The sequence below is a fragment of the Flavobacterium sp. 21.1 genome, assembly GCF_057801535.1.
This window is the reverse complement of the sequence record NZ_JBYNXA010000004.1, coordinates 386,447-406,430: the sequence shown is the minus strand read 5'-3', so window position 1 is coordinate 406,430 and position 19,984 is coordinate 386,447. Positions and strand designations below refer to the sequence as shown.

Sequence of the window (19,984 nt, the reverse complement as noted above, 5' to 3'; positions counted from 1 at the left end):
AAGTTATTTCATCAAATTGCAATTCGAATCCGCCCTGATTACTTCACTAAATATTATTTTTTAGCGGAGTTCAGTGAACATAAATGTTTGCAGCGGCATCCTTTTCAAACGGTCATTGAGGCTCTCGAAATGACCGTTTGAAAAGATATAGCGGATAGCGGGAAAAAGCTCCTAAAAAAACTAATGTTTCTTTTTAAGATTTGGAAGGAAATAAGCGATAATTCCAATTAAAGGCAGGAACGAACAGATTCCGTATACAAATTCTATGGAAGTCCTATCGGCCAGATAACCTAAAACGGCTGAGCCCAAACCTCCGATTCCGAATGCGAAACCGAAGAACAATCCGGAGATCATCCCTATTTTTTCAGGCATTAATTCCTGTGCATAAACCAGAATTGCGGAGAACGCCGAAGCAATAACCACTCCGATGATTACCGATAAGATTCCGGTCCAGAACAAATTCGCAAACGGCAGCATCAACGTGAAAGGGGCTGCGCCTAAAATAGAGAACCAGATGATATATTTTCGTCCGAACTTATCGCCTAACGGTCCGCCAATCAATGTTCCGACCGCCACCGCACCCAGGAACCAGAACAAATGGTACTGTGCCTGTAGTACCGAAATATGGAATTTTTCGATCAGGTAAAACGTGAAGTAACTCGACATCGAGGACGTGTAAAACGATTTGGAAAAAATCAGGATCAGCAATAAAATCACTGACATTTTTACTTTCAGAGGCGATAAATTATGCATTCTCTCACCGCCTTTTTTCTTTCCGTGCAGCGACATAAGTTTTTGTTGGTACCAAACGGCGATTCTGCTCAGGACCAAGATTCCTACCACAGCAAACAACACAAACCATAAAATGTAAGACTGTCCGCGCGGCACTACGATTAACGCTACCAACAAAGGTCCGATCGCTGTTCCCGTATTTCCTCCCAATTGGAAGATAGATTGCGCCAGCCCGCGTTTACCTCCCGAACCTAAGAACGCCACTCGGGAAGCTTCAGGATGGAAAATGGAAGAACCTATTCCCACCATCGCCACTGAAGCCAAGATCAAAGGAAAACTGGAAGCCTGAGAAAGCATTATGATTCCGCTAAGCGAGAATAACATTCCAAAGGCAAGTGAATACGGTTTTGGTTTTTTATCCGTATAAATTCCGACGAAAGGCTGTAATAGAGAAGCCGTAACCTGATAGGTAAACGTTATCAGTCCGACCTGCGTAAACGACAGACCGTAATTTGCTTTTAAAACCGGATACATCGCCGGAATTACCGCTTGCAGTAAATCGTTTATCAAATGCGCGAAACAAATGGAAAACAAGATGGAATACACCGTTGTTTCTACTCTGTTTTCTTTTTCTAATGTAGCTGTTGCCGTCGTTGTTTTCATCAGATATGCTGTAAAATAAAGTACCAGAAAATTAATGTCAGGAATGAAATCGGAATTCCAAAACCAATCATCATACTGCTTAGTTTAGGTTTCAAACCATAGGTAGAGGCGACAATTGTTCCTGTGATCATTGGAGCCATGGCCGCTTCAAGTATGGAAACTTTTACTTCCAAGCCGCTTCCGTTTAATAGTAAAACGTATAACAGATAGAAGAATAAAGGTGTAATCAATAATTTGAAGAACAATCCTAAACCCAGGTATCCCCAGTGTTTGCTTTTGCTGTCAAATTCCAGTTGCATTCCGACTGAAACCAAGGCTATTGGTGTAACTGTGGTTCCAAGTCTTTGAAAAACCGATTGCAGCATTTCCGAAAAATCCAACTGCATAACATTCAGACAAGTAGCAACCGCAAAGGCAATGAATGGTGGAAAAAAAAGTATTTTTTTAAAGATAGCACTTGAACTTGCCGTTCCTCTTGAATACATAGTCGCCACCAAAATGGCTAATGTAGAAACCACTACGAACGAACCCGGCTGATCTACAATTACAGCGGTTTCGAGTCCTTCTTTACCGTAAACTGCTTCGATTATAGGGAAACCCACAAACGAAGTATTCCCCAACCCTGCAGTGATGATCAAACATCCTGTTAGTTTTTTTGACCAGCCGAGCATTTTTCCGAGAGCGGTAAAAAAGATATAGGAAAGTGCAAAACCCAACCAGGCAATTCCCAGCGGGAACAAAAGTTTGGAACTGATTTCGAGTTTCGGGATATAATACAACGCAACGGCCGGAAGCGATATGAAAATCACAAACTGATTAAGTATTTTGTAACTTAACGGTGGAAACGCTGAACTTCTATTGAGTAAAAAACCCAAAAGCATACAGACGAAAATGAGTAAAATATTATCCATAGTGATTTAAAGCAAGGCAAAATTACTACTATTTCATTTTTAAGTCCCTATTTTATTCAACTTTAGCATTTGGTTAAGATTATTCTTTTTAATTGAACGTTGATGATGTAGATGTCGGTAATGCAGATTTTTATAGATTTCGGGTTCTACCAAAGTGATTTTACGCACTGTAGAGTTAAATTTGGAACGCGGATGACACAGATGCGCAAAACGTAGATTTTTATGGATCTAAAGTTTGGTTAATCTTAAATCCTTGCATTTTTATTTACTCGCATGCAGATTCCGCAGATTTTCGCAGATTCTTTGCAGTTCACTTTAAAAATGAATTAGAATCACTAAGTAATTGAAATAGCTTATAAGAAAATTATAAGAAAAAACTCCGCGAAAATCTGCGTAATCGGCGTGAAAATAGAATTAAAAACTGTTGTCTCTCTTTAAAATTGTAAAAAACAGTCACAGTAACTATCCATAAAATATACAATGTTTGAATATCCTTGAACATTGTGCACTTTTTCCTTAATTTTACTGCATTAATTGATTCCTGTGGCACTTAAAAAAACACATCCTTCGGCTTTAAAAGAAAATGACGGCATCGAACAACCGGAAAGCATCAGTGCTTCTTCTGTGGAGCATATTCAGCAATTCCGCAGAAAGCAACCGTCGGCCGAAGAATTGATCACCAACATACTGAAAAGCGATAAAGTAGCCTTGAGCCGTGCAATTACGTTAGTCGAAAGCACCAGTGCCGCGCATCTTGAAAAAGCTAATGAAGTCATCAAGGGCTGCTTGCCTCATGCCAATAATTCATTGCGAATTGGGATCACCGGTGTGCCTGGCGTTGGTAAAAGTACGTTTATCGAAGCCTTTGGAAAATACCTGACGTCTATCGGAAAGAAAGTCGCTGTTTTGGCGGTCGATCCCAGTAGTTCCATTTCGCATGGTAGTATTTTAGGCGATAAAACCCGTATGGAAGAACTGGTGAAGGATGAAAATGCTTATATCCGTCCGAGTGCTTCGGGTGAAAGTTTGGGTGGTGTGGCGCGAAAAACCCGTGAAGCCATTATCCTGTGTGAAGCCTGCGGATTTGATACTATCCTGATTGAAACCGTTGGTGTTGGGCAGAGCGAAACGGCGGTGCACAGTATGGTGGATTTCTTTTTACTTCTCAATCTGGCCGGAGCCGGTGATGAATTACAGGGTATCAAACGAGGTATCATGGAAATGGCCGATGCGATTGTGATCAACAAAGCGGATGGTGATAACATCAAGCGTGCCCGACTGGCGAAGGTCGATTTTAACCGTGCTTTACACCTCTTCCCTTTGAAAAGTTCGGGTTGGTCTCCGAAAGCGAATACCTGCAGTGCTTTGACAAATGAAGGCATTTCAGAGGTTTGGGAGACGATTACAGAGTATTTTACGTTAACAAAAGAAAACGGGTATTTTGATATAAGACGAAAAGACCAAAGTCATTATTGGATGCTGGAAACCATCAACGAGCAGCTGAAACTGAATTTCTACAATCATCCCGAAATCGAAAAACTGTTGGAGTCCACTAAAAAAGCGGTGCAGGATCATGAGATTTCGCCGTTTGCTGCTGCGCAGTTGCTTTTGAACGCTTATAAGAAGGGTCAGTGATCAGATAGCAGTTGGCAGAATGCACTTTATTAGACTGAAATCTGCTTTCTGAAATCTGCATTCTGCCATCTGGAAACTACTCTTCGTAACGTTTCATCTCCCTATCGTAAAACTCACCGGCCTGATTGATTAGTCTTTCCATTTCCGCTTCGATTTCCTCCTCTTCTTCTTCGTCTAATTCCTCTAAGAATTCAATTTCATCATCTTTTAAATTGATGACAAAACGAGGATAATCTAAGTGTATGATAAAAATATCGTCCGGGAAATCAGTGTTGTCTGCTAATACGAATTTTGGTAATTCCATATGTTTTGATTTTTTGATTATTTGAGAATTTGGTAATGTGACAATTTGAGGATTTGGTTATTTGATTATTGTTCAGCAAAGAAACGAATAAACAAATAAACTTTAAAAAACTCCTCTTCTAAAATGCTAAAACTTCCAATTACATCGAAATCGCTATCCGTGATTTTTCAATATCAGTTTATTGGACAACATGTTAAAACGGATGTACAAAAATAGGGCTGCCGAGGTTAATCCTGCTAAAAGTCCGATCCAGATTCCTACCGCTTTGAGTTCCGTATATAATCCGAGGTAAATTGAAATCGGAAACCCGATGATCCAATACGAAACAAAAGTAATATACATTGGTATTTTCACATCCTGTAAACCCCGTAAAGCCCCCAAAACCACAACTTGAACACCATCTGAAATCTGGAATATGGCCGCAATGATTATTAATTGGGAAGCGATGGAAATCACTTCCGCATTGTCTTTTAAATGGGCTAAATCGTGGGCATTCATAAACATTTCCGGTAAAAACTGATGGAATACCACGAAAATAAGGGCGAAAATCACCTGAACAATGATCGCCAGTAAAAATATCGAACGCGCTACGATTCGCAATCCTACAAAATCCTGCGATCCTTTAAAATTACCCACACGGACCATACCCGCTACACCAAATCCGGATACGAACATAAACGTAAACGTTGCTAAACTCAGTGCAATCTGATTTGCCGCCTGACTCGTTGTACCGACAACGCCTGAAAGCCAGACAGCTCCGGTGAACAAGGCTACTTCAAAGAACATCTGCATGGATGACGGTAAACCAAGATTCACAATTTTGTTTACAATATCCTTACGAAGTTCATCAAACGAAAACTGATGGAAGTAGGTCTGAAATCTCGCTTTATGTTTTAAAGAGAAATGAATGAAAATCAGCATCACGAAACGCGAAATCACCGTTCCGTACGCCGCGCCCAGCATTCCTAACTTTGGGAAGAACCAAAGTCCGTAAATCAGAACCACATTTAAAAACACATGGACGATGTTACAAAGCAGATTGGCCCACATGGCGACTTTCGTTTCCGATTTTCCGTCTGCAAATTGTTTATACCCCTGAAAAATGATCAACGGAATCAATGAAAAGGCAACGATATCCAAAAACGGTTTTGCCATTTCCACAACAGCTGCCGGCTGGCCCATATAGACAATCAGCGGTTTTGAAAAATAGATTATCGAGAATAATGCAATTCCTAAAATCGAACACAAAACCAGTCCGTGATGGAAAATAGTACGTTCTTTATCAACGTTTTTTTCACCGTCTGCTTCTGCAACCAAAGGCGTAATGGCCGTAGAAAATCCGATTCCGATCGACATGGCGATAAATACGAAACTGTTTGCCAAAGAAGCTGCTGCCAATTCCGTCGGGCCTAATTTTCCGACCATGATATTATCAACAATCCCCACTAAAGTATGGCCCAGCATCCCGAGAATAATTGGATAAGCCAACTTTAAATTATTAGAGAACTCCTTGGTGTAAACAGACAAACGCATTTTTTAAATTTTGCGCAAAGGTAAGGACTAGATTTTCGGAAAATGTTATCGAAAATTAAAAATTTAACTGATTTTTGATTTTTACGTAAAAATTTAAAAGTCAAAGCAATACGGTCGTCCAATTGGAAACTTCAACTATTTTAACATTTGCCAGTAAACTAAAAACCGGAATTTGCTGTTTTCATACTGAAAAATTAACCCCAAAAAATATTTCAGCATGAGAAATTTTCCCAAAATTCAAAATCTGCTTTTTATCTTTTTATTGCTTCTATTGACAATCGAAACAAAAGCACAAAATCAAGATGAAGAACCCCTAAACCCGCAATATCTGCGTCATTGGCGTCTTGGGTTCGGACTCAACGGCGGCATCCCCATCAGTGGAGACGGCTACAATTTCAGTTTAGGTGCAGACGCCAGATTGCAGTATGACATCACCACCAAAACGTCATTAGCTTTTACCAGCGGTTACAATCACTTATTCCGCCCCGGGAAAGATTCCGGTTTCATTCCTGCCAAATTAGGTTTTAAATCATTTTTAGGTAATCAGTATTATGTATTGGGGGAAGTCGGCGGCGCCTTTGGAGTCACGAAAGAATTAGGAAACTCTTTCTTATGGGCACCGGGAATGGGAATAGCCACCAAACACATCGACATCAGTCTGCGCTATGAAAACTACAATCAGTTTGATCTGGGACAAATTTCGTTGCGATTGGCCTATGGATACAGCTATAAAAAAATGAACAATCTTAAAAAGAAAAACGCTAAAAATAAAAAAACGCCTAAATAGGCGTTTTTTTTATTTCTTCAACTGATCCCGAAACATTGCGAAATTGGCTTTTACTTTTTCGTCGAGTTGCGGTTCTTTGATGTCGGTATACTGTTTCATTTCTTCCCAGATGATCTTCGCTACCATATAACGGGCCATTTCCTTATCATCAGAAGGAATCACGTACCAGGGCGCATGTGGTTTTGAGGTTTTATTGATCGCTTCTTCGTAAAATTTCATATAATCACCCCAACGTTCGCGCTCTTTCAGGTCGCCGGGAGAAAATTTCCAATGATGTTCCTCCTGCTCCAATCTTCTTAAGAGACGTTTGCGTTGTTCTTCTTTGCTCATGTGAAAATAGAACTTCAGGACGATGGTTCCGTTTTGCGTGATGTGTTTCTCGAAATTATTGATCTGCTCAAAGCGGTTTTCCCAAAATTCAGGCGTAATGTCTTCGACTTTTTCAATATCCGGCAGGTTTTCGTTTAAAATATATTCCGGATGAACGCGGGTCACTAAAACGTTTTCATAATGGGTACGGTTAAAAACCGCAAATTTCCCTTTTTCAGGTAAAGCCAGATAATGACGCCATAAATAATCGTGCTCCAGTTCCGTGGAATTCGGCGTTTTAAAACTATGCACTACTACACCGCGCGGATTGAATTCCTTAAAAACCTCGCGAATCAGGCTGTCTTTGCCCGAGGTATCCATTCCCTGCAGGCAGATCAGCACTCCATATCGGTTGTGGGCGTACATCGCGTCCTGCAGCTCGCTCAATTTGGCCTGGACTTTATCGAGCTTCTCTTCTTTTTCTTCATCGTCGATATGGGTCTGCAATACCGTCGGAAAATCATTGATTTGAAAAGGAACGGTAATTTTAAAATTGTCAGGATTAAATATTGCCATGCTTTTTTGGGTTTATGTACGTAAATATAATTATTTTTAGGAGCTTTTCCTAAAATCACAACATGCACAAATTCACATTAGAACTTCTGTTTCAAATCATAGGGATCGGTTCAGCTTCCGGACTTATCTATAAAAACGACTATTTATTCATCATTGGTGACAACAGCAGTTACCTGTACGAATACCAAATGACAAACAAGGAATTGGAGCGTCATCCGTTAACGGAGAATCCATCGGAAGCCATTCCCAAAAAAGACAAACCCGATTTCGAAGCCGTTACGGAATATGATGGAAAGATTTATGTTTTCGGTTCCGGATCCACGGCAAACAGAAACAAGATGGTGACGATGGACGCCCAATCAAAGAAAATCATCGCTACAACAGACTTGAGCGATCTGTATCTTGGCATGCAAACCTTTGCCGAACTACCTGAAAATGATCTCAACATTGAAGGCGCTGTTTACAATGGTACGGATTGGTTTTTGTTTAATCGAGGGAATGGTAGTAAAGGAAAAAACATCATTTTCACAGTTCAGGGAAAGAATCTTACTGAAGAGTTCAACATCATTGTAACCGAATTTAAACTCCCTAAAATAAAAGGAATACGGTCAAGTTTTACCGATGCTATTTTGGTCAAGGACAAAATCTATTTTTTAGCTACCGCAGAAAACACTACTTCTACCTACAAAGACGGAGAAGTTTTGGGCAATTTCATAGGTTGCATCGATTCGCAGAAAATGAAAATCGATTTCACTAAAAAAATTACCGAAACCCATAAATTTGAAGGTTTGGCACTCTGTCAGGAAACCGATAAAGACATTACATTTCTTCTTTGCGAGGACAATGACACGGGCGAATTAAAAACGTCGGTTCACAAACTGGTTCTGAAAAAAAACTGATTTTTAAAAAATATAAAAAAGGGGCTGCTTAATAAAGGGTCCCTTTTCTGTTCTTGCCTCTTCCTCCTTGTTTCTTTCTTCTCTTACTTTTCCTTTTCCCTTCATTCTCTATTCTCTTTCCTACACCAACACTTTAGCGGTATTAAATAAAATATTATATAATTTTTACTACAAACTGACTGATATTCTGATTTTTATAGTAACTTTAAGTGTTAAATCCTCTACTTATGAAAAACAAGACCATTAAAGGAGTGTTATTAGGAAGTATGCTAACCTTAATGTTTTCCTGTAATACCAAAAAAGAAGAAACCGCAGCACCGGTGGTTGACAAAGAACAAATCAAGAAAGAAATACAGGCAAAAGAAGATGAATTTGCCGCAACGTATAATGCCGGGGAACTTAAAGACATCGGTTATTATGCCGACGATGCGACAACTTTTTTTCAGAACAGACCTCCTTTAGTAGGTAAGCCCGCTATCGTAGATTTTTTAAAATCAGATTTAAAGGCTGGCAGTACTAACAAAATCTCATTTCAAACCAACGATGTTTTTGTATCCAACGACGGAAATCAGGTTGTGGAAGTTGGTTCCTATAAAGTAGTCGACTCAACTGACACCACTGTAAACAGCGGAAATTACATGAGCTTATTTGAAAAAAGAGACGGCAAATATGTATGTGTAAGAGACATGAGCGCTTCTGAAATGCCTTTAAAATAGCGATTACAAAGTAGGATAAATAAAAAGTGGGAGGCAATTGTTCTCCCACTTTTTATTTACGATATACCTTCAGATTATCTTCTGCGACCGCCACCGCCACCGCCTCGCATTCCGCCACCGCCACCGCCGCTAAAACCGCCGCCGCCATAGCTGCCGCTGCTTCTTGTGCGTCCTGAGCTCATATTACTCGATGATGGTCGGGATGAACCGGAAGACTGGCGTGTTGATGGTGATGCCCCTCCCATCGAAGAACGGTCTGATGTTCCTGCAGACGGACGGCTGGAACTTCTATCGGAAGTCCCGGCAGAAGGTCGATTGCCCCCCCGATCAGAAGTTCCGGCAGAAGGGCGATTGCCACCTCTATCATTAGTTCCAGCAGATGGACGATTGCCCCCTCGATCATTGGTTCCCGCTGAGGCGCGATTACCGGCCCTGTCACTTACTCCTTCGCTGTTTCGGTAACTTCCGTCACGGTTGTGTTGGGTCACTCTATTGGATGTATTTCTGTTACTGTTATAGTTATTAAAATTATTATTATTGATTACAACATTCGAATTGTGATAATACCCACCGTGATGATGGTGATAGTGATTGTTGGCGTAAATTCCCCAAGCCATTACTCTAAATGCAGCAAAATAAGGGGGATAATATCCGTAATAATAAGGCGGATAATAGGGCACATAGGCTGGCGAATAGACGTATTGCACGACTGGAGCCTGTTCAACCACCACGACGGTTGTTTGCTGTGCCTGCTGCTGTTCTTTTGTTGCGGGCTCTGCTCCTGTATAGCCGGGATTCGGTGTTTCTTTACCTTTGGGCTCCACAATATAATTCTTGCCGTATAACGCCTCGTCTCCGACAATCTGCATTGTAACCTTCCCTTCTTTATCTTTATCCAATAAAATTACGGCCACATCCTGTGTTTCGGATTCGCTGACAGCAACCTGAAGTATAAATGAAAAGGACTTATCTTTTTGTTTTGTAACTACTTTTATGAAATCTACTTTTTTATCCAGATCCAGATCCAGATTATTGATTTTGGTTTTTTCTTCGTTCAGGGATTTCTCAAAACCCTCAATGGTTTTTGATTTTTGAAAAAGATCTAAAACCGCATAAAGATCCAATCCGTCTCCCGGCAATCCCAAACTTTCCCCGCCTTCTTTATCCTGCGGATAAACGGATATACTCAGAAGACCAATCACAAAAAGAATGAATATGTGTTTCCAGTTTTTCATAAATAATCTGTTTTGGTTATGACTTATTTTTTTAAAGTTACAAAAAATACCTTAAACCTACTGAAAAACAGATACTTATTATTCTTCTATTTCTTACAAACCACAATAAAACGATAATAAGTACTTTTTTACAGTTATATAGCACTCCACAAATAATCCGCTACCATTCAACAAGCTACAGATAAACCATATTAAAAAGAAAACCCCCAGACAAATAGAATGTCTGAGGGTCTCCAAGTTACGTAATAAGGCTATTAGTTCACAATTAACTTCTTAACGTCAACCTGTTTTCCTTTTTGAATTTTAACCATATAAACACCTGTTTTTAAGTTGTTTTGGTTAAATTCGACAAAATTATCGTCTGCAGTTTTTTCTGCTACTTTTTGTCCTAAAATATCGAAAACAACAATTTCTGATCCGATTAAATCGTCTCCTACCACTGTAAAGTGTCCGTTAGATGGATTTGGATATACGTTGATTTCTTTTTTAGAAACGATATCATCAGTAGAAAGTAGTGTATTCACAGAGAAACTGTAATCAACTCCACCACCAAAATCAGGATTCAGTGTTTTAATAACAGTATTGGAAGCATCCAAAATTTTGATATAGCCCGTTCCCTGAGAGCTATTTGCCCACCACGATAATCCGTCTTTACCGGTATCATTCAGTCTCAAATGATAACAACCATTAGTTACCTGAGGCGACTGATATGTATAGGTGTAAGTCGTATTCGCGGTTGAAAAAGTTTTTGTATCAACTACGGCTCCACTGGAATTATAAAGCGTATAACTGTTCTGGAACGGTTGATTATTCGTTCTCAGTTGTATTTTAAATACAGATGGCATCACATCCGGTAAGCTGAATTTCGAAACTACCTGATTATTTCTGGCGTAACCATCAGCACCACCATTAGCAGCCGTAATTTTTACATTAAACTTGTTGTTTGTACTGTTAACCCCTACGGTCCACAAGTTATTTATTGGCAAAAGCACATCGGTAGAAGCCATAGAAGCTAACGAACCTGTCCAAGTGTACGTTTGATGTGCGGCAGCATTGTTAATCCAATACTCGATCGCAACAGACGTTAAAGTTGTGGCACCTGTATTTTTAAGGGTCACAATCGGTCTTTCACACATTGGGTTGATTCTTGAAAACTCAGTATTTGAGTTATTTGGCGCTTTTACCTGATCAATAGCAGCGTCTACTGTAAAGTTAGGTGCTCCATATCCCACAATTTGGTGTGTTACAATATAATTATAAGTACCTGAAGCATTAGAAGGGTTCGAAGTTCTATAGTCAAATGCCATTGTACTTCCTGCAGTAACGTTTGGAGTCAGGTCTTGCTCTTTCAATGTTGTTCTTTGTCCCGGACACCATCCCTGTCTGTCGTAAACCCATGTTCCTCCTTGTGGGTAAACTGGATTTTCAGAACAACTTGTTGAAATTGCCCAGTTATATCTCTCCACATTATTCAATAATATCTTGTGATAAACCTGACCTCCATTGGCCTGAAATTCACCTTCATTACCGTGACCAGTAATCGACGATTTCAGTTTAAACGAAGTTGCAGAAGGACTGAACTGATAGTTGTTTGTTGTAAATTTTGAACCATTGATGATATTCGCAATACTAACATTCCCCATACGGTACTGTCCTTGCCATACCTGATCGTACTGTACCACATTTCTTGGAGGTGTTCCTACGATAAATAAAAACTCCAAATCCATTTCTTCCTGCCACTTACCGCCGTTAACCACTAATTGCTTGTTCCCTTTTAGCAATTTCACGTAGTCAGACATGTCAAAGTACCATGATTTTCCGTTCGGACCTAAGTCCAATCCGTTACCATAAGGTGAAACAAACGACATAATCTCATTATAGAAAGGATATCTTTTGTAATAATCCAAATCTACTATAGCCAAAGTCCCTTCCGGTGTAACGGGAAGTGTGGTTACTAATGCACCCGTGTCCCCATTATAAACGTTTTCTGCAGTAGTATCAAACATGAAAGTCGTAGCCACTGTATTGATAACGTCATTTCTCATAGGCATTATACCTTCCATAGAAGTGATCGAATAACTTTTAACCGTTTTTTTGCTTCGCGGATAAGAAAAACGCGCTACCACATCAGTAACTGTTTGGTTGTAAGTTCCACGGTAAAAAGTAATATTTGGTAAAACAGAAGATTCTGTAAAAGTCGTTGTTAACTGATCCCCTCTTTCATAATCCCAGTTTAGGTTTGTTCCTTGAGATACTACTGCATTTTTAGTATCAGTTACAGTCTGCCCAGTCAGTTCATCTAATTTATAGTATGCCACTAAGCTCGAGTAGTTAGGGTGTGTATTATCGATTGTCTTATTTTTCCAGGCTGTTACAGTTGCTGCAGATAATTCTGTATTCCAAACGGATAATTCTCTGATACGACCCATGTAGTTATTATTATATACAGGAGTATATAATCTACCCAAAACAAAGTTCATGATGTTCATCACTTTTGTTTTGCCTGTACCGGTATGCCACAAAACACCATTTAAATAAATGTTCATCACACCAGTGGTAGTATTTTTAGTAAAAGTCCAATGATTCCAAACGTCTTTAATTACACTGGCTGAACCGTATGCTTTTTGTAGCCTGTCGAAAGTAGTTCCCACATAACCGCAATCAAAATAAACATCCGAATTCCAAGGCATGTGAATATTTAACTGTCGCTCATCGGTATTATTATTTGAATAACCATAAATAATACTGTTACTTACTGGCATTGCGCTATCTCCTTTAGTCCAGAAACTCACTGTTACCTGACTGTTGATCGTGTTGAAAAATTGCGTACCAATATCAACATATCCCCCACCGGCAACATTAATTGCAGCAATATTACTTGCCGTAAGCACTCTGTTTTCAGGATTTGTGAATCCTAAGAAGTCAATATTGGTTCCGTTTGTCCCGTTAGTAAAGGACATTTCGATAATGATATTGCTGGTTCCGTTCCAGTTAAACGGTGTATGAAACTGAATTCTGTTAGCACCGTTCACGAAAGTATAATCCCTGAAATACACATCGGTAAAACCTGTAAAGTCAAGTGCACTTGCCTGCATACTTGTGGCGGCGCTGCTCTTCATTTTTATTTTCAGGAATTTCGCAAGTCCTCCGGTATTAGATACATTCAGACTGATGGCATTAATATTACCCGCAGTAAATCCGGCAGCCGTTAATTGAGCTGCAGTAATAAGCATTTGTGATCTACCACTTTTCAGGTTAGTTTTAACCAAATTTGACATCAAAACACTTCCGGTCCCAACTTGGTATGCATTTTCAGAAATTGTAGAGTTCAACACCACATTCTTCTGAGTAAAATCGTAATGATCATAGGTTTGCTGAGAGGTGTAAGGGAAAGAAGTTCCTGTGAAACCTGTGATTGTGTAGTTAGGCTGTTTGAAAAGCACTTTTTCGATTTTCGAACTATCGCCAATAAACGTATTAACCGAGTAGTCCCATTCACCACAACCCGTCACACCGTCTTCCGGTCCATTTCTTACCGTTGCGTTTCGGCAACGAAGGTTGTATTTAAGAATGATTTTTTCAAAAGTCAAACTCGGGTTGTTCGGAAAACCAATCAGTGTATCCCGGCTAATGCTGTTGTGATTAAAAGCCTGCACCCTGATCGTGTCCCCAACACTTTGGGCACACATCAGATTCGCCTGAACCACAATGAATAAAAACAGTAATAATTTCTTCATAAATTAAACGATGTTAGTTGCTTTTTGATTTTGCATCAATATTAACAAAAAACAAGGTTTAAATTTTTCGAAACTACCTGAAAAACAGCATAGTTACACTTATTTAACAAAAAAACATGCAGCCGTTTTTTAACATAAAAAAAAGTTAGAATATCGATTTTAATTCACAAAAAAAATCTATTTTTTTAACATTTTTACACTTTTTTTCGTACAATTACGAATATTACAACAAAGTGATAGGTGATTTTTTTCCCGTAAATAATACATTACGTCCCAGAATTTAGAAAAAAAGAAGTCCGACAGCAAAAAACTATCGGTCAATTTTAACTATTTTAGACTGTTTATCTAGTAGCTCTCTTTTTCAATTTCCTTCAAACTTTCTATCTTCTGAATTCTTCCATTTTACTTAGACTCCACTCCATATTTCTTACAGCATTACACCCCCTGCAAAATAATTTCTTAAAAAAACAGTATCTTTTCCAACCTTTTCCCTTTTTTAGTCCTCTTTACCTATAAAGACCTTATTGTGATAGACGAAAAAATTTTAATTGCCTGTAAAAAAATGCACCGGGATGCCCAGCATAAGGTGTATGAGTTGATGGCACCCAAACTTTATCGCACCTGCAAACGGTATCTGAAAAAAGAGGAAGAAATAGAAGAGGTATTGGCCGATGCTTTCTACACTATCTTCACTAAAATGGAGCAACTGAAAGAATTAGGCGCATTTGAAGCTTGGGCCAGAAAAATTACCGTGAACCATTGCCTGCATCAACTTAAGCGCAATGTAAATTTTAATTTATATCTGGAGGACACAAAACTTGCACAGCAACCGGAAACCACAGCTGAAACCCAATTAGAAGAAGAAGACTTACTCAAATTGGTACAGCAACTTCCTGAAGGTTGTCAGGCTATTTTCAATCTTTTTGTTATTGAGGGCTATGGGCATAAAGAAATTGCCGAAATGCTCCAAATTTCAGAAGGCACCTCGAAATCACAATTGAATGTGGCTAAAACCAAATTGAAGGAATTAGTCAGCCGTCTTTATTACCAACAAGCACGTTAATCATGGAACAGGATAAATTATTCAATCAAATAAAAAAAGCTGCTGAAAATACTGAGCATAAAGACTTTCCGGCAATGGATAAGGTATGGATGCGTGTGGAAGATAAACTCGACCATACAATGCTGCAAAAACAAAAGAGTCGTTGGAAAAAAATTGCGGTTGGTGCCACAGTTTTGCTAACGGTAACTACAGGCTATCTTTTCTTCAAATGGAATACACCTGATAGTACGGAAAAAGAAACTATCGTTATAAAAGATTCATTGATCAAAACACCTTTAGATAAGGAAGCAACAGAAATCAACACACTTCACCCTACTACTATTAAACCTGAAGCAGAGCAACTTCCTGAAGAGAAAAAGATCATGGAAACAGCAACTGTCCGTGGTACCAATAGTCCGCGCGAAGCAATTAGCACGGTTACCACTACGGAAGCCCCTATTATACCTGAAAATCGAATAGAGATGGACAATTCGGGAAAATTAACAAAACCTAATACCGATAGCAAAACCATTTCCGTAAGTCCGAAGCAAAGTACGGCGGCTGGTTCACGAAAAGATCCGGATTTCTCAAATCTCCCTACCAAATCTGTACAACAAAAAGAGAATCCGTTGGTTGTAATTGACGGCAAAGCGGTAAAAAGTAAAACGCTTTCGAACATGAAGGATACCGATGTGGAATCTGTGGTGATTTTGGACAATCCTTTGTATATCATAAACGGAAGTTATTATACGGAACAGCAACTTTTCGGCCCTAACCCAACGAGTCCTTACTCGCCGCTGGACAAACAGGATATTGAAAACCTTACTGTACTGCAGAATGAAAAAGCTACTGCCATTTATGGCGAAAAGGGAAAAAACGGAGTCGTCATCATAACCACAAAAAACGGAAAACCGGCCAATCTTTCCGAGAAAAAGAAATAGCATTCCACATTTAATTTAAAAAAATCAGTATCATGGAAAAAATTAAAACATTTTCATTAGGCATCGCTATGCTTATAAGTTTCCTTGCTTTTGGACAGGAAAAAACGATTACAGGTAACGTTACAGAAGGAGGATTACCGCTGCCGGGCGTATCGGTCACGATAAAGAAAACAACACGTACTACCCAAACCGACAAGGATGGTAACTACAGCATTAAAGCAAAAACCGGAGAAATTTTAGTTTTCTCTTTTATCGGAATGAAAGACCAGTCAATTACGGTTGGCGTTTCAAACACTATCAATGTACAGATGATTGCCGAAACTACTACACTTGAAAGTGTTGTGGTTACATCTGTTGGTATTAAGAAAAGACAGGATCAGATCACGTCTTCTAACCAAGTGGTAAAAGCAAAAGAATTAACCCAGTCAGCCAATCCCAATGTGGTCCAGTCTTTAGCCGGTAAAGTTTCAGGATTACAAATTAACACAGTTAATAATGGGGTCAACAGTACAACCCGTATTGTTTTAAGAGGCAACCGCTCTATATCTGGAAACAATCAGGCCTTGATAGTTGTTAACGACCAGATTGTATCAGCCCAAACCCTTCAAAGTTTAAATCCGAAGTACGTCAAATCCACCAAAGTACTGAAATCGGCTCAAGGCGCGGCCTTATATGGCGACCTGGGCGTAAATGGGGTTATCGTTGTGAAAACCTTTAGAAATTTATCTAAAAAAGATCAGAAGGAATTGGAGGAACTTTTAAAAGCAGACAAGGAGAATCAGCAAACCATTCCTCCCGTTGTTGAACCTGACAATGAAGACTACGAATCTTTTACAGAAAATCCGTTTACCAGTCCGGTTACTGAAGCTTTATCGACTTTTTCCATTGATGTGGACAATGCTTCGTATACCAATATTCGCCGTTTTATAAACAACGGACAAAAAGTACCTAAAGATGCTGTTCGTGTGGAAGAAATGATCAATTTTTTCAAATACAGTTATCCGCAGCCGAAAAGCGAGCATCCGTTTTCGATCAATACAGAATACAGCGAGTGCCCCTGGAACGAAAATCATAAACTACTAAAAATTGGTTTACAAGGCAAAAACATCCCTACGGAAGCCCTACCCGCATCCAATTTGGTTTTTCTGATCGATGTTTCCGGATCAATGAGCGACCAAAACAAATTACCACTGTTGAAAGAATCCATGAAAGTATTAATAAACCAATTACGAAAAGAAGATAAAGTTGCCATGGTGGTTTATGCCGGAGCTGCAGGACTGGTCTTGCCTCCTACCAGCGGAGCGGAAAAGCAAACGATTATTGATGCCTTGGACAAATTACAAGCGGGCGGAAGTACGGCGGGCGGCGCCGGAATAGAGTTGGCCTATAAAACAGCTCAGGAGCATTTCATTAAAGGCGGAAATAATCGTGTAATTCTGGCAACGGACGGTGATTTTAATGTGGGTGCCTCATCGGATAAAGACATGGAAACACTTATCGAAGAAAAAAGAAAATCCGGGGTTTTCCTGACTTGTTTAGGCTACGGAATGGGCAATTACAAAGACAGCAAAATGGAAACGCTTGCGGATAAAGGCAACGGAAACTATGCTTATATCGATACCATTCAGGAAGCCAACCGTTTTTTGGGCAAAGAGTTTAAAGGAAATTTGTATGCCATAGCCAAAGATGTAAAAATCCAAATCGAATTCAATCCGAAGCACGTACAAAACTATCGCTTAATAGGTTACGAAAACCGAAAACTAAATGCCGAAGATTTCGTTAATGATGCTATCGACGCAGGAGAATTAGGAAGCGGACACACGGTAACGGCTTTGTATGAAATCATTCCAACGGGCGTAAAAGATGAATTCAACAAGGAAACCGCCGAATTAAAATACAGTAAAACACTTGTAGATTCAGACAAATATGCTGCCGAGTTGGCTACGGTAAAATTCCGATACAAAAAACCGGATGGTGAGAAAAGCACTGAAATAGTTCAGGTAATTGAAAACCAAGCCAACGCAATAAGCACTGCTTCCTCAGATTTTAAATTTGGCGCAGCCGTGGCATGGTTCGGGTTGAAACTGAGAGATTCCAAACTGGTATCCAAAAAAGCAACTTCTGATATAAAATCACTGGCTCTACAAGGAAAATTGAATGATATCGAGGGCTATCGGGCCGAGTTTATCAGATTAATAGAAGCGGTGAATTAGTTAAGGTAATTCACTAAATAAAAAAACCCGATAATTGTAATCGGGTTTTTTTATTGTTTTTATTTTATTTCTCAATCTCTTTCAAACTTTCCATCTTCTTGTGCGCTAAGAAACCTTTGATGTCTTCAAAATGCTCTTTCACACGTTTGTGTCCGAATTCGAACACTTTTTCTGCCAATCCGTCAAGGAAATCACGATCGTGGGAAACCAGAATCAATGTTCCGTCGAAATCCCTTAAAGCATCTTTGATGATATCTTTGGTTTTCATATCCAAGTGATTGGTCGGCTCATCCAGAATAAGAACATTCACAGGCTCCAACAACAATTTAATCATTGCCAAACGCGTTTTTTCTCCTCCGGAAAGCACTTTTACTTTCTTCTGAATATCATCACCTTTAAACATGAACGCTCCTAACAAATCTTTGATTTTTGTACGCACATCGCCTACTGCAATCTGATCAATGGTATCAAAAATAGACAGATCTCCGTCCAATAAAGAAGCTTGGTTCTGTGCAAAGTACCCGATTTGAGCATTATGCCCAATCTCTAATTTTCCGCCATTGAAATCAATCTCCTTCATGATAGCTTTGATCATGGTCGATTTTCCTTCACCGTTTTTACCAACAAATGCCACTTTTTGTCCGCGCTCGATCACCATACTCGCACTGTTGAACACCACATGATCTCCGTATGATTTTGATAACTCTTCAACCACAACAGGATATTGACCCGAACGAGGTGATGGCGGGAATTTTAGTTTAAGAGCCGACGTATCTAATTCGTCTACCTCAACAAGAACTAATTTTTCCAACATACGCACACGTGATTGCACTTGCTCCGTTTTTGAAAAAGTTCCTCTAAAACGCTCAATAAATGCCTGATTATCCGCAATAAATTTCTGCTGTTCGTCGTAGGCTTTCTGTTGGTGAATTCTTCGGTCTTGTCTTAAAACCAGATAATCAGAATACTTAGCTTTGTAATCATATATACGTCCCATTGTCACTTCAATGGTACGGTTCGTAATACTGTCAACGAAAGCACGGTCGTGGGAAATTACCATTACCGCTTTCGCCTGATTGATTAAGAAATCCTCCAACCACTGAATACTTTCCATATCCAGGTGATTCGTCGGCTCATCCAGTAAAATCAGATCCGGTTTTTTCAAAAGGATTTTCGCTAATTCAATACGCATTCTCCATCCTCCTGAAAACTCGGAGGTCGAACGGTTGAAATCTTCTCTTTCAAACCCTAAACCTTTCAGTACTTTCTCTACCTCAGCTTCGTAATTTACTTCTTCAATCGAATAATATTTCTCGCTCAACTCGGAAACACGCTCGATCAGTTTCATGTAATCGTCGCTTTCATAATCGGTACGGATGGTTAACTGCTCGTTGATGTTGTCAATCTCAGCCTTCATGTTCAACACATCAGCGAAAGCTTTTGATGTTTCCTCCATCACCGTACAATCATCTGCAGTTAACAAATGCTGAGGTAAGTAGGCAATTACCGCATCGCTTGGCGCCGAAATCCCACCACGGGTAGGTTTGTTTTCGCCGGCCACTATTTTTAAAAGTGTAGATTTTCCTGCACCATTTTTACCCATAAGGGCAATTTTATCATTTTCATTAATGGCAAAAGTCACCTCACTGAATAATGTGGTTCCTCCAAATTCTACGGCGATATCGTTTACTGTAATCATTGCTTCGTTTTGAAAGTTGAAATTCGTTTCATTTTTTGAAGCGGCAAAGATA

The 19,984-nt window shown here is 39.5% G+C and carries 15 protein-coding genes; 7 read left to right on the top strand and 8 right to left on the bottom strand.

Translation table 11 applies throughout. The features are described from left to right. Positions 1–180: 180 nt before the first annotated feature. Both AC3E9U_RS11245 and AC3E9U_RS11240 read right to left on the bottom strand, forming a co-directional pair. Positions 181–1,395 carry an MFS transporter gene (locus AC3E9U_RS11245; RefSeq protein ID WP_488747003.1) on the bottom strand — a complete coding sequence of 405 codons (1,215 nt, stop codon included), beginning with the start codon at positions 1,393–1,395 and terminating at the stop codon, positions 181–183. Further along, positions 1,395–2,306, bottom strand: a complete 912-nt coding sequence (locus tag AC3E9U_RS11240; RefSeq protein WP_488747002.1) for an AEC family transporter — start codon at positions 2,304–2,306, stop codon at positions 1,395–1,397. The genes AC3E9U_RS11245 and AC3E9U_RS11240 overlap by 1 nt, the downstream gene beginning before the upstream one ends. A gap of 534 nt (positions 2,307–2,840) precedes the next feature. On the opposite strand from AC3E9U_RS11240, the gene meaB reads away from it, so the two are divergent. Beyond that, positions 2,841–3,941 (top strand): methylmalonyl Co-A mutase-associated GTPase MeaB, encoded by a 1,101-nt coding sequence (meaB, locus tag AC3E9U_RS11235; RefSeq protein WP_488747001.1) that lies wholly within the window; start codon positions 2,841–2,843, stop codon positions 3,939–3,941. Positions 3,942–4,017: 76 nt separating this feature from the next. On the opposite strand, the gene AC3E9U_RS11230 is transcribed toward meaB, so the two are convergent. After that, the gene (locus tag AC3E9U_RS11230) at positions 4,018–4,245 is read right to left on the bottom strand and encodes a hypothetical protein (RefSeq protein ID WP_488747000.1); all 228 of its coding nucleotides are present in this window, start codon (positions 4,243–4,245) and stop codon (positions 4,018–4,020) included. Between the two features lie 153 nt (positions 4,246–4,398). Then, positions 4,399–5,778 (bottom strand): MATE family efflux transporter, encoded by a 1,380-nt coding sequence (locus AC3E9U_RS11225; RefSeq protein ID WP_488746999.1) that lies wholly within the window; start codon positions 5,776–5,778, stop codon positions 4,399–4,401. Between the two features lie 217 nt (positions 5,779–5,995). Here AC3E9U_RS11225 and AC3E9U_RS11220 point away from each other — a divergent pair, with 217 nt between their 5' ends. After that, a complete protein-coding gene (locus AC3E9U_RS11220; RefSeq protein ID WP_488746998.1) occupies positions 5,996–6,565 on the top strand; it encodes a hypothetical protein in 570 nt (189 codons plus the stop codon). 9 nt (positions 6,566–6,574) lie between these two features. Here the strand turns inward: AC3E9U_RS11220 and AC3E9U_RS11215 are convergent, their stop codons facing one another. Beyond that, on the bottom strand, positions 6,575–7,450 hold the full coding sequence (locus AC3E9U_RS11215; protein ID WP_488746997.1) for a PPK2 family polyphosphate kinase: 876 nt from the start codon (positions 7,448–7,450) through the stop codon (positions 6,575–6,577). Between the two features lie 62 nt (positions 7,451–7,512). Between AC3E9U_RS11215 and AC3E9U_RS11210 the strand changes: the two genes are divergently transcribed. Then, the gene (locus tag AC3E9U_RS11210) at positions 7,513–8,349 is read left to right on the top strand and encodes a DUF6929 family protein (protein ID WP_488746996.1); all 837 of its coding nucleotides are present in this window, start codon (positions 7,513–7,515) and stop codon (positions 8,347–8,349) included. Between the two features lie 227 nt (positions 8,350–8,576). Beyond that, positions 8,577–9,065: a YybH family protein gene (locus AC3E9U_RS11205; RefSeq protein ID WP_488746995.1), complete on the top strand. Its 489-nt coding sequence runs from the start codon at positions 8,577–8,579 to the stop codon at positions 9,063–9,065. 74 nt (positions 9,066–9,139) lie between these two features. Here the strand turns inward: AC3E9U_RS11205 and AC3E9U_RS11200 are convergent, their stop codons facing one another. Both AC3E9U_RS11200 and AC3E9U_RS11195 read right to left on the bottom strand, forming a co-directional pair. After that, on the bottom strand, positions 9,140–10,300 hold the full coding sequence (locus tag AC3E9U_RS11200) for a hypothetical protein (RefSeq protein WP_488746994.1): 1,161 nt from the start codon (positions 10,298–10,300) through the stop codon (positions 9,140–9,142). A 254-nt stretch (positions 10,301–10,554) separates the two neighbouring features. Continuing rightward, a complete protein-coding gene (locus AC3E9U_RS11195) occupies positions 10,555–14,037 on the bottom strand; it encodes a T9SS type A sorting domain-containing protein (protein ID WP_488746993.1) in 3,483 nt (1,160 codons plus the stop codon). Between the two features lie 562 nt (positions 14,038–14,599). Between AC3E9U_RS11195 and AC3E9U_RS11190 the strand changes: the two genes are divergently transcribed. Genes AC3E9U_RS11190 through AC3E9U_RS11180 form a run of 3 tightly spaced genes read left to right on the top strand, consistent with a single transcriptional unit; the run spans position 14,600 to position 18,233 of the window. Continuing rightward, entirely contained in the window at positions 14,600–15,100 is a 501-nt protein-coding gene (locus tag AC3E9U_RS11190; protein WP_488746992.1) for an RNA polymerase sigma factor, read from the top strand. Positions 15,101–15,102: 2 nt separating this feature from the next. After that, a complete protein-coding gene (locus AC3E9U_RS11185; RefSeq protein ID WP_488746991.1) occupies positions 15,103–16,020 on the top strand; it encodes a hypothetical protein in 918 nt (305 codons plus the stop codon). Between the two features lie 32 nt (positions 16,021–16,052). Beyond that, positions 16,053–18,233: a vWA domain-containing protein gene (locus AC3E9U_RS11180; RefSeq protein WP_488746990.1), complete on the top strand. Its 2,181-nt coding sequence runs from the start codon at positions 16,053–16,055 to the stop codon at positions 18,231–18,233. 64 nt (positions 18,234–18,297) lie between these two features. Here the strand turns inward: AC3E9U_RS11180 and AC3E9U_RS11175 are convergent, their stop codons facing one another. Beyond that, positions 18,298–19,932 carry an ABC-F family ATP-binding cassette domain-containing protein gene (locus tag AC3E9U_RS11175; RefSeq protein ID WP_488746989.1) on the bottom strand — a complete coding sequence of 545 codons (1,635 nt, stop codon included), beginning with the start codon at positions 19,930–19,932 and terminating at the stop codon, positions 18,298–18,300. Positions 19,933–19,984: the final 52 nt, after the last annotated feature.